This is a genomic window from Xanthomonas sp. A1809 (genome assembly GCF_017746015.1).
GTDB classification, from domain to species: Bacteria; Pseudomonadota; Gammaproteobacteria; order Xanthomonadales; family Xanthomonadaceae; genus Xanthomonas; species Xanthomonas euvesicatoria.
Map to the genome: position 1 here is coordinate 704,250 of NZ_JAGHWZ010000005.1, position 10,906 is coordinate 715,155.

Here is a 10,906-nt window from a genome sequence, read left to right on the forward strand (position 1 = left end):
ATTGCCGGCACGGCAATGCGGTATTGGCTGACGTACCAGACGGTGCGTCAGTGCGAGGCACCGTGCATGGCACGGCGCGGCAACACGCAGACGTCGCTACGGAGCCCCGTTGGCGACGCCTGTCGATGGTTCGGCATTCCAGCCACGCAGTTGCAGCGTGGCGTTGCGCAAGGTGGCAGCGGACGGCCCGCGAATTTCCACCACGCGCTCTTCGCCTGGTACCAGGCTCAGATAGTTGTCGCTGTAATAGGCCGGCAGGATGCGTTGGCCTTGCGCATCCACCAGGGTCAACTTGGTGTTGAGGGCCACCTGCTGCGACCGGTTGCGGACAGTGGCGCGCAGCACGGCCTCGTTGCCCTGCTGCAATTGCGTGGTGAGCTGCAACGGCACCTTTGCGAGCGCATCCAGCCCACGCATCGCCACCGCATCGCGCGCCACCCAGTAGAAGTTGCGCGAACGCACCACCGCGTCGCGGTCGAGCAACTGCAGCCGCACAAAGCCCAGCCCGTTGGTGTCCTTCAGCAACGGCGCCAACTGCAGCACGGGTGCCGACACTGCCACTGCCGCGGCGTCCAGCGGCCGTTCGCGCTGTTGCAGCAGCGTGCCGTCGTGTGCGTACACCTGTGCACGCACACGCAATCCACGCACCGGCGTGGCAGCGTTGTTGACCACGACCACTTCGTGCCCCGGCAGATTCATCTGCACATGCAGCGTCTCGGCTGCAGTGCGCACGCCGTAATACGCGGCGTGGGTGTCGTAATCGTGGCTATACACCTGCCACATGTTGCTCGGCCACGCCGGATGGCTCATCCACAGCAGGCGGCCGCTGTTCTTGCTCCACAGTTGCGCGTTGAAGCCTTCGAAGATGGCGCGATGGGTTTCGTAATTGAGCAGCTGCGCCTTGCGCTCGAAATCGGCCAGGCTGGTCGGCGCGCCCAGTTTGTCGGTCAGCGTGCGCATGAAACTGTTGGTATCGCCATTACCGGACTGGTGCCAATCGTGGTACGCCCAGGCGTCGCTGATTGGCCATTGGTCGCCAACCGCCGGCACCGAGGCCTTGAACGACTCCAGCGTGGAGAACGATGGCGTGCCCACTTCCACCGAGAAGCCCTGCGCCAGCTTGTTGAAGTAGGCCACCGGCTCGCGATAGTTGTACGGCCCACTGCCTTGTAAATTGATCTCGTTGGAGCTTCCTGTGTACCAGCGCGTGCCGTCGAGTTCGGCGACCAGCTTGTCCAGGCCTTCGTTGAGGATGGGGGCCGGCACGCCTTCGTTGCGCCCGAACCACAACACGATGGACGGATGATTGCGGAAGCGCTTGATCACCTCGGCCGCGTTGTCCAGGAACAGCGCCGCGTCGGCCGGTTCCATGTTGTAGTTCTGCGTGGACTGCCAGAAATCGTTGAGCACCAACATGCCGTATTCGTCGGCCAGCTCGAAGAAGTTTGCTTCGGTGTTCTGCCCCACCCAGTTGCGCACCACATTGAAGTGCGCATCGCGCTGCAGGCGAAAGTACGGCTCCAGCCGCTCACGCGACACGCGCTTGCGCCAATCGTCCATGCCCCAGTTACCGCCCTTCACCGCAATGCGCACACCGTTGATGCGGATGACCAGATGCGGGGCCAGCGTGGAATCCTCCAGCTGCTGAACTGCCGGCGAGCCCAGCGCACCGGGATACAGCGACTGCGCGTTGCCGCCGGGTACCGACCGGATCGCCGCATGGCGTACATCGACGATGCGTTCGCCACGCTGGCGGGCCTGGTTGAGATCGACCAGCACACGGCGCAATGCGCCATCGTCGTCGAATAACGACAGCTCGTAGGTTACTTCGCGAATACCGAAGCGCAGCTGCTGCGCATCCGAGCGCGCGCCTTCCACATCGACCCCCACTTGCAGCGTGTACAGCGCAGGCTCGCCGTAGCCGTTGGGCCACCACAGGCGCGGGTTGACGAGGCGCAACTGCGGCGTGTCGGCCGCGGTGAACCTCAGCGTACTGCCGCCGGCCGGCACCGTGACCTGGCGCTGGATGGTCACATCTCCGAAGGCCAGCTGCACATTGCCCTGCACTGCGGCAGGCGTGTCGTTGCGCAGCGGCACGTTGATTTCCAGTTCGGCGCGTTGATGATCCGGCGCCAAGCGCGCGGTCAGCACCTGGATGTCGCCAAGTGCGAGCGGGCCGCTGGCGTGCAACTGCACGTCCTGCCACAGACCGGCATTACGGTCGCGTACCGCGGGAATCCAGTCCCAACCCTCGCTGGCGATAAAGGTCGGCCCATCCAGGGCCTGCATGCCGCCGTTTTCGCCGACGCCTGCGCGCATCGATTGTTCGTGCGCAATGCCCGGATGCGGTGGCGGCGACACCCGTACCGCAATGACGTTGCGACCTGGCTTGAGCTGCCTGCTGACATCGAAACGACCGCGTGCGAATGCGCCGCGCGTGCGCCCGACCTGCGCGCCGTTGACCCAGATTTCGCCGGCATAGTTGATGCCGTTGAACAGCAGTTCCAGACGCTTGCCTTGCGCGGCGGCAGGCAGATCGAAACTGCTGCGGTACCACCAGTCCTGACGGCTCAACGCTTCGGGAATGGCCATATTGTTCAGGCCGATGTCCGGATCCGGATACACGCCACGGTCGACCAGCGTGGTGAGCACGGTACCGGGCACGGTCGCCACGCGCCACGACGCATTGCCGGTGGTGTCATCACGACGCGACAGCGTGGCGCCGGTCGCTGCACCAAGCTCCGGTGCTGCGGCCAGTTGCCATGCATCCACGCGCCAGGATGCGGCATCCAGCGATTGCAGCGCAGGCGCATCCGGTACTGGCTGTGCAACCGGCGCCGAGAACGCTGCGCTGCTGCGCGGCAACGTCGCAGCCGGCTGCGGCGCAAGCTGGCCGGCCATCTGCTTGACCTGCAAGCGCCAGCCTGGCGATGCGTCTTCGAAGCGCTGCAGTGCCGGATCCGGCGCGTTTGCGGCAAGCCGTGCAATGGCCTGTGCATCCAGCGCGCCCGCCTGCGCGGTAAAGCCCGCGATATCGCCGCCGAAGTGTTGCGTATACGCCGCAGGTTGCTGGCGTGGACCGAAGACGAGCGTCGGCGCGATGGCCGTCCGTTGCACACGACCGCTGGCGACCTTGCGGCCGTTGGCGTACAGGGTCAGGCGTTCTCCCTGGGCAACTGCGGCCACTTGCGTCCAGCTGCCTGCACGCAAGGTCTGCGTACTGCGCAGCACATTGTCGGCGCCCTGCGCAAAGCCGAGTGTGCCGCCATCGATCGCGAAGTAGCGGCCTGCGCCTTGCGGATCGCCGACGCCTGCAATCAATGCAGGACCTGTAATCGACCGTGATGGGCGCACCCATCCAACCACGCTCCAGTCCGCATCGGCAGACAACCACGGCGTCTGGGCGGCGAGCTTCTTGGTCAGCGCAACGCCGCCGGCAAGCACGCGCACGTCATACGGACCGGGCGGATCGTCGGCAGGCGCTGCCTCCACTGCAGTCCAACCCATGCAAGCACACAACACCCACAGCGCTCCGCGGCGGAACGCCTTGCGAACCATCAGCATTAGAGGCCTCTCCCAAGCTCTACTGCCACACAACGGTGCACACCGCTTCGATGCAATCGGCAACCCGTCGTGCAGACGTTCTGCGTCATGACCTCCGTGATGCCGCCCGTGGCTGCCGCCCCTGTTTCAGCGGCCATGGTGCGAGGTAACGTTACCCCAGCTGGATATCGACAACAACCTTTCTGCGTTAGGGTTGGCAATCCCAGGAGGAGGGAATCATGCGAAACCTGATCCAGTCCGCAGTCCCCGCGGCATGTGCGTTGTTGTGTTTGATCGCTGCACCCGCTGCAGCACAGAGCTTGCGCGTACAGTCGCCTGATGCACGCACGCAAGTTGAATTCACGCTGCGCGACGGCGGCGTGCCCAGCTATCGCGTGCTGTATCGCAACACGCTGGTGCTCGACGATGCACCGCTCGGGCTGGATCTGGGCCGAGGCAACAAGCTCGGCCGTGACATGACGCTAGAAGGCAGCACGACCGAACTGCACGACAGCCGCTTCACCTTGACGGTGGGAAAGACGCGCCAAGCACGCGACCACTATCGAGAACTGCGCGTGCAACTGGCCGATACGCAACGCCGCAGGCTCAACATCGAATTGCGTGCGTATGACGACGGCGTTGCGCTGCGTTATGTCTTGCCGGATGCGGGCCAGGTGCGCATTCGCGACGAACTCACCAGCTTTGCATTCCCCCAAGATTACCGCTGCTGGAACTTGAATCTGGGCCGCTTCGGAACCAGCCACGAGGGCGAATACGATGCAATCGCCGCATCCAGATTGCGCGCGCATCATCTGCTCGAGTTACCGCTGGTGTGCCAGACGGACGCCAACGGCACCACGCTTGCGATCGGCGAAGCGAATCTGCGCGATTACGCCGGCTTGTATCTCACCGGTCGTTCCGATGGCGGCCTGGGCGTGTCGGCAAAACTCTCGCCGCGCCTGGACGACCCCACGGTGGCGGTCAGCATCGATGCGAAGGGACGCGATTTCGCCACGCCATGGCGGGTGATCATGCTGGCCGACAACCCCGCGAGCCTGATCGAATCCAATTTGATTTCTGCGCTGAACCCGCCGCCCGCCTTCGATGCGAGTTGGGTGCGCGCGGGCAAATCGGCGTGGGATTGGTGGTCGGGCAGCCTGGCCAGCGGGGTGGCGAACCCGGGCATGAATACCGCCACCATCCAGCGCTATATCGATCATGCGCAGGATTTGAAGCTGCAATACATGCTGATCGACGACGGCTGGTACTACGGCAGTACCGGCGATGGCCAGTACAACGCCGATGCAGACATTCTCCGCCCGGTCGAGCAACTCGATCTGCCTGGTCTGGTGAACTACGCACGCAAGCGCGATGTGGGGCTGTGGCTGTGGGCGCACTGGCGCGCGCTCGATGCGCACATGGACCAAGCGCTCACCTGGTACCAACAGCTGGGCATCAAGGGCATCAAGGTCGATTTCATGGACCGCGACGACCAGCAGATGGTGGACTTCTATCATCGTCTGCTGAGCAAGGCCGCCGAGCACAGGTTGCTGGTGGATCTGCACGGTGCGTATCACCCGACCGGGCTGACCCGCACCTATCCGAACTATCTCACCCAAGAGGGCGTGCTCGGCGCCGAGTACAACAAGTGGAGCGCACGCATCACCGCGACCCACAACCTCACCTTGCCGTTTACGCGCATGTTGCTTGGACCGATGGATTACACCCCTGGCGGCTTTCGCAATGTCCACCCGGCCGAGTTCAAGCCACAGCACTTCGGGCCGCAGGTGATGACCACACGCGCGCAGCAATTGGCGATGTACGTGGTCTACGAGAGTCCGTTTGCGGTGGTTGCCGACAGTCCCGAGCAATACGAAAACGTGCCCGCCGCGCAGTTCCTGCGCGATGTGCCTGCAAGCTGGGACCAGACGCGCGCATTGGATGGCGCCATCGGCGAGCACATCGCACTGGCGCGGCGTAGCGGCAAGGACTGGTATGTGGGCGCGATGACCAACGAGCAGGCGCGCACGCTGACCCTGCCGCTCTCGTTCCTGGGCGAAGGCAGCTGGACCGCCACCATCTATACCGATGGAGAGACCCCGAGCGACGTACGCATCGACACACGCAGGCTCACACGTAACGACACATTGCAGCTTGCGCTTGCTGCAGGCGGCGGCGCTGCAGTGAGGCTGCAAAAAAAGTAAGAGCAGCCATGCTGATAGTGGAGTGAACTGGCACACCTTTGCGCAATAGCAAACGCCGTACGCAAAGGTGTGCATGACCATTGACATGGCATCCGCTTAGCGCATTGCGCTTGCTTCGTGCCTGATGTCACGCAATGCATTGTTGCCCATCCAGTTGTTTTTTGCGCAGCTAGACTGCGCACGCCTTCAACGCAGGCATGCGCCCCGAACGGAACTCGGAATGCACCTGCGGACTGAAGCTGCTGTCCTGCATGGTACGCCGCGTGCAGGCAGTTTCATTCCGGCGCCAAGGGACAACACATGACCTTCCGTTCTCATCGGCCGATATCGATCAGCCACGCGATTGCTGCGCTTTGCGTTTTTGCACTGGCTCCCACAGCCGGCGCTGCCACGCTGCTATCGCCATCGATCTCGACGACCAGCGACCGCAGCATTGATACACTGATGCCACCCTTGCTTCGCACACCGGCCACCGCAAGCGTCGCAACTACCCAACGCGACGCGCTTGGCACGTCGCTGGCTGCATCCCGGGCATTTCCGCAGGTCACGCGCGACTTCAAGGCGTTTCTGGATGCGCAGGCGCAGCTCAGTTACGCAACACGTGGTGCTGCGGCCAAGGTCAGCGATCCCACCGCCTTCGCCGAAATGCAGCGTTATCTGTTCAATCGTTACAACGGTCTGACCGTGCTGCGCAGCGTGCAACAGGACGGCAAGGTGTTCGATTGCATTCCAAGTGCGCAGCAACCTGCCTTGCGCGATGGCAGCACGCCGGCGGCACCCCCCTCCCTCTCAAGTAACAAGGGGACGGTGGCGCCGGTCAACCCGGGTCAACGTTGCGACACCGGCAGCGTGCCGTTCGAACGCATCGGCTTGGCCGAGATGAGCAAGCATGCGAATCTGCGTAGCTTTCTACGCGGCACAACCCCGCGCGCGATGGCTCCCAAGCAGGCTGACGCTGTGCCGGCGGTGCAGGAAGCGGCGCCGGTAACGCATTACTACTCCAGCGTCTTTCTGGATACCGCCGGCACATCGGTCACAGGCGCGGGAGCCGACATCAATCTTTGGGCACCCACGTTACGCTCCACCAACGAGAAACAAACCATCAGTCAGATATGGATCGTTGGTGAAAGCGCAAGCGAGCAAGTGCAAACACTTGAAGTGGGCTGGGAGATCCAGCCAGACGCAGGCTGGGGCAACAAGCCGATCGTCTTCATTTATTCCACCCAGGACGGTTACGTCACTACAGGTTGTCATAATCTGGATTGCAGCGATTTCGTGCAGACCAGCACGCGACATGTCCTGGGCGCTCAGCCGGCCGCAGGATTCAGCATTGCAGGCGGCAAGCAGACCCTGCTGGGTGTCGAATTCCAGAAGAATACCGACGGCAACTGGTGGCTGCGCCTGGACGGCGAATGGATCGGTTACTACAAGGCATCACTGTATTCGGGCGATCTCGCCGATGGACGCGTTGCGTACGTGAGCGCAGGCGGCGAGGTCTCGACCAACAGCGGTGTAGCCAGCACACGCATGGGGAGCGGTCAGTTCGCAGCGGCCGGCTATCGCCAGGCCGCATTCCAGGCCAACCACTTCTACCGCGATGCGGCGATGGTCACCCATCCCGTGCAGCGCCTGTCATCGCTGAGCGTGGAGCATCCGTCCTGCTACACGCTGGCGATGGCCGGTTACAGTTATCCGTATGCCTTGGATGCCGGCGTCACCCGCACCGGCTTGTCGCCGGAAATGCACAATGGTGGTTTCTATTTCGGTGGGCCGGGCTGCGAACACTGAATCGAGTTGCGTTGGGTCGATCGCGCGCACCGTTGGGTGCGCGCGATCGATCAGGGCAACTCCACGCCTGCACATACCGCCGGACGCGCGTGCTTGATGGGTTGCACGCCACGCGCATCGAACTGCAGCCCCGCCTGTGCCGGCGCAAATGCCGGCCAGGCCGGCAGGCCCTTGGCATTCGGATTGCCCTGCTGCACGAACGCGGCCCAATAGCGCTGCAGGGACACCGGCGGCTGGCCGATCAGCAGATTCTTGAACAGGAATGGCAACTCGGCGCTATGCGTCACCTGCCCAGCGGGCACCGCCGTATCGAACACGTAATGCCACACCGGCACGCCCAGCGCAGCCTGGCGTTGCGCCACGGTCAGCGCCGGGCAGCGGAAGGTGAGATCGGTGGACAATTGCATGGATGCATTGCCTTGCCGCGCGGCGCGCTGCGCGATAGCGGCACGATGCGTTTGCAGGATGGTCTCGGCGTGGTCGGGATAGTCGCGGCGCACTCGCTTCTCGGCGCCGTCCTCGCCGCCATAGCGCAGTTCCTGCACCACGTAACCGATCAACAGCGGCACCTTTGCCTGCGCGCCGGCAGCCAGCAGTTCGGCCGGCGCACGTGGCAGCACGCGCCCGTCGACCACCGCCTGCAGCCAGATATAGCCGTCGTCATCCAAGGCCGGCACATCCACGCCCTGCGCGGCCTTGAGCAGTTGGTCGGCCGGCAACGCGCGTAGTTGCGCCAGCCGTGTGGCCGAATCGTCGATGCCGGCACGTTTGGCAATGCTCACACCCAGCGCGCGATTGTCTTCCAGGCTGCGCACCGGCAGGCCGAAGCCGGCAGTGCCGCTCTGTTCGATGGCTGCCGAGAACAGGCCACGTGCGAGCGGGCTGAGCATCAGCAAGCCCACGTCCTGGCCGCCGGCCGACTGCCCGGCAATCGTGACTCGCGCGGGGTCGCCGCCGAACTGCGCGATGTTGTCGCGCACCCATTGCAGCGCCGCGATCTGGTCGAGCAAGGCGACATTGCCGGCGGCTTCGTTGTCGCCATCGGTCAGCTCCGGCAACGACAGGAACCCCAGCGCGCCCAGCCGGTATTGCAGCGTCACCACCAGCATGCCCTGCGCCACCAGGTTGGTGGGCAGATGTCCGTCGGCGCCGCCGGCCACGTTCGCGCCACCGTGGATCCATACGAACACCGGCAGCGGCTTGGCCGGATGCAACTGCGGTGTCTGCACTTCGACATAGAGGCAATCTTCGGTGCCGCGCCTGGCCATGGCGTTGTTCCAGCCCAGCGCCGGCTGCACGCACGGCGTGGCGGCCTGAGTGGCGTCGCGCACCTGCGTCCATGCGGCGACCGGTTGCGGCGGGCGCCAGCGCAGCGCGCCCAGTGGCGGCGCAGCGAAGGGGATCGCGCGGAAGACCGCACTGCCGTCGTCCTGCCATTGGCCACGCACCACACCATGATCGGTGCGCACCTCGGGAGGTGCCGCCGGCGTGGCGGCAGACGCGTTGGCACTGAACAGGCAACCGGTCGCAAGCAACAACGCACAAAAACGCGCCATCAGTGTTCTCCGGTGAGCACGCGCGCGTGCCAGGCGGCCTGGAAGACCGCAGTGGCCGAGGCGACGTTGAGACTTTCCACCTTGCCGCTGCCGCGGATCGACAACTGCAGATCGCAATCGCGCGCAAAGGCGCGGTCCATGCCTTCGCTTTCCGCGCCCATCACATACACCAGGCGCTGCGGCAGCGCGGCGGCGAAGACGTCCTGGCCACCATCGACCAAGGTCGCGGCAATCGCAAAACCGGCCTGGCGCAGCTGCGCCATCGCCGTTGCAGTGTCGGGCAGTTGCACCAGCGGTACCGCTTCGGCGCCGCCTTCGGCCACGCGTGCCGCCGCGCCCGACAGGCCCAACGTGGAGCCGGCCGGCAACAACAGACCGGCCACACCGAAGTGCGCCGACGAGCGCAATATCGCCCCGAAGTTGTGCGGGTTGCCCACCCCGTCCAGCCACAGCGCCAGCACCGGGCCCTGCGGCAACGCTGCCAGCCATTCCTGCAACGGTTGCGGGGCGACGCGCAGCACCTCGGCGACGATGCCTTCATGGTGCGCACTGGCAGCGAGCTTGCTCAGATCGGCCTCGTCCACCACCCGATAGCCGATGCGCTGGGTCACGCACCAGGCCAGCAGCGCCTTGAACTGCGGAATGCGCGCCTCGCTCAGGTACAGCTTGCGCAGCGCCTGCGGGCGCGCCTTGAACACGGCCTGCACGGCGTTGATGCCGTACAGCCGCACCTCACGCGCGTTGCCGCTTGCTGCAGCGGCAGGTGGCGTGACAGCGGAAGTGTGCTGCGCTGGAGCGCGGGGTGCGGCACTGCGCGGTGCAGGTGTGCGCGGCGCAGCGCGGCCCCACGGGTTGTGCGAGGGGCCGGAGCCGCCGTCGCGTGGCGGCCGTCCGCCGCGTCCATCATGCTGTGTCATTGTCGGATCCAGGAGTTCGAGTTGCTTGCAGTGCGGAACGGCTGCTTCCGGCCGTTTCGCCGTCTGCGTGTCGATCGTGTTGCAGCACCGGTAGGGCCGCTGCCGCACAGGCAGTGACGCCGATGGTAAGCCACCGGCGCGATGGTCCGTACATGGCGGCTGCGCTGAGGCATGTTGAACGTCGTGCCGCCCGGCAGGAGGCGTCGACGCGACCCGAAGGCCAGCAGCATCTGCCAGACTCCTGCGGCGGCCATTTCCCGTCCTGCAGCTGGCCATCATGCGCATGCAATCACGCAGGGGCGGATGCGCACACCGGCACGCCAACCGCAACGGGTGGATTCACCCGCGCGAACACACGCAAATCGTGCAGCCCATCCGGCTTGAGCAGCGCACAGCGGCTGACGCCTTCTTCGACGAAGCCATTGCGCAGCAACACCGTGGCCGATGCAGGATTGCTATCGAGCACGGTGGCCTGCACGCGATACAGCGGTCGTGTCTGCATCGCCCAGGCGACATACGTGCCCACGATGCGTGTCATCCAGCCGCGGCCCCAGTACGGGCGACCGATCCAATACCCCAGCTCGGCCGAGTAGCGACGTTCGCCCTGCCCTGGGCGCACTGCGATCGTGCCGCAGGCCTGGCCATCGATCTCGATGGCCAGCACCGGGTCTCGCAAATCGACAACCCTACCCGCTAGGAACGCTTCGCCATCGGCACGGGTATATGGGTGAGGGAATCGCTCGCTCAATCCGCGCGGCACCAGCGGGTCGTTGGCATGCCGCACCAAGGCATCCAGGTCGTCCTGGCGCCAGCGGCGCAGCACGAAGCCTTCCCCGTGCACGATCAGCGATTGGTCCATTGCGTTGGTCATGGCATGCGCAGCAGCGACTCCCACGAT

The 10,906-nt window shown here is 64.8% G+C and carries 6 protein-coding genes; 2 read left to right on the forward strand and 4 right to left on the reverse strand.

From position 1 onward, the window contains the following. Nucleotides 1-96: 96 nt before the first annotated feature. Nucleotides 97-3,564, reverse strand: a complete 3,468-nt coding sequence (locus J7396_RS09335; protein ID WP_209261345.1) for a LamG-like jellyroll fold domain-containing protein — start codon at nucleotides 3,562-3,564, stop codon at nucleotides 97-99. Nucleotides 3,565-3,782: 218 nt separating this feature from the next. Between J7396_RS09335 and J7396_RS09340 the strand changes: the two genes are divergently transcribed. Together J7396_RS09340 and J7396_RS09345 are read left to right on the forward strand one after the other, a co-directional pair. Beyond that, nucleotides 3,783-5,747 carry a glycoside hydrolase family 97 protein gene (locus tag J7396_RS09340; RefSeq protein WP_209261346.1) on the forward strand — a complete coding sequence of 655 codons (1,965 nt, stop codon included), beginning with the start codon at nucleotides 3,783-3,785 and terminating at the stop codon, nucleotides 5,745-5,747. A 444-nt stretch (nucleotides 5,748-6,191) separates the two neighbouring features. Continuing rightward, nucleotides 6,192-7,535, forward strand: a complete 1,344-nt coding sequence (locus J7396_RS09345) for a neprosin family prolyl endopeptidase (protein WP_244669583.1) — start codon at nucleotides 6,192-6,194, stop codon at nucleotides 7,533-7,535. A gap of 50 nt (nucleotides 7,536-7,585) precedes the next feature. On the opposite strand, the gene J7396_RS09350 is transcribed toward J7396_RS09345, so the two are convergent. The 3 genes from J7396_RS09350 to J7396_RS09360 form a co-directional block, all read right to left on the reverse strand. Then, a complete protein-coding gene (locus J7396_RS09350) occupies nucleotides 7,586-9,091 on the reverse strand; it encodes a carboxylesterase family protein (RefSeq protein WP_209261348.1) in 1,506 nt (501 codons plus the stop codon). Further along, nucleotides 9,091-10,008 carry a TrmH family RNA methyltransferase gene (locus tag J7396_RS09355; protein WP_014090912.1) on the reverse strand — a complete coding sequence of 306 codons (918 nt, stop codon included), beginning with the start codon at nucleotides 10,006-10,008 and terminating at the stop codon, nucleotides 9,091-9,093. Before J7396_RS09355 ends, J7396_RS09350 begins: the two co-directional genes overlap by 1 nt. A gap of 289 nt (nucleotides 10,009-10,297) precedes the next feature. Next, on the reverse strand, nucleotides 10,298-10,867 hold the full coding sequence (locus tag J7396_RS09360) for a GNAT family N-acetyltransferase (protein ID WP_209261418.1): 570 nt from the start codon (nucleotides 10,865-10,867) through the stop codon (nucleotides 10,298-10,300). Nucleotides 10,868-10,906 lie beyond the last annotated feature (39 nt).

Bases quoted from the DNA above. Each gene is read 5' to 3' on its own strand.
- J7396_RS09360 (WP_209261418.1), bottom strand. From the start codon at position 10,867: ATGGACCAATCGCTGATCGTGCACGGGGAAGGCTTCGTGCTGCGCCGC.
- J7396_RS09335 (WP_209261345.1), bottom strand. From the start codon at position 3,564: ATGCTGATGGTTCGCAAGGCGTTCCGCCGCGGAGCGCTGTGGGTGTTG.
- J7396_RS09345 (WP_244669583.1), top strand. From the start codon at position 6,192: ATGCCACCCTTGCTTCGCACACCGGCCACCGCAAGCGTCGCAACTACC.
- J7396_RS09340 (WP_209261346.1), top strand. From the start codon at position 3,783: ATGCGAAACCTGATCCAGTCCGCAGTCCCCGCGGCATGTGCGTTGTTG.
- J7396_RS09350 (WP_209261348.1), bottom strand. From the start codon at position 9,091: ATGGCGCGTTTTTGTGCGTTGTTGCTTGCGACCGGTTGCCTGTTCAGT.
- J7396_RS09355 (WP_014090912.1), bottom strand. From the start codon at position 10,008: ATGACACAGCATGATGGACGCGGCGGACGGCCGCCACGCGACGGCGGC.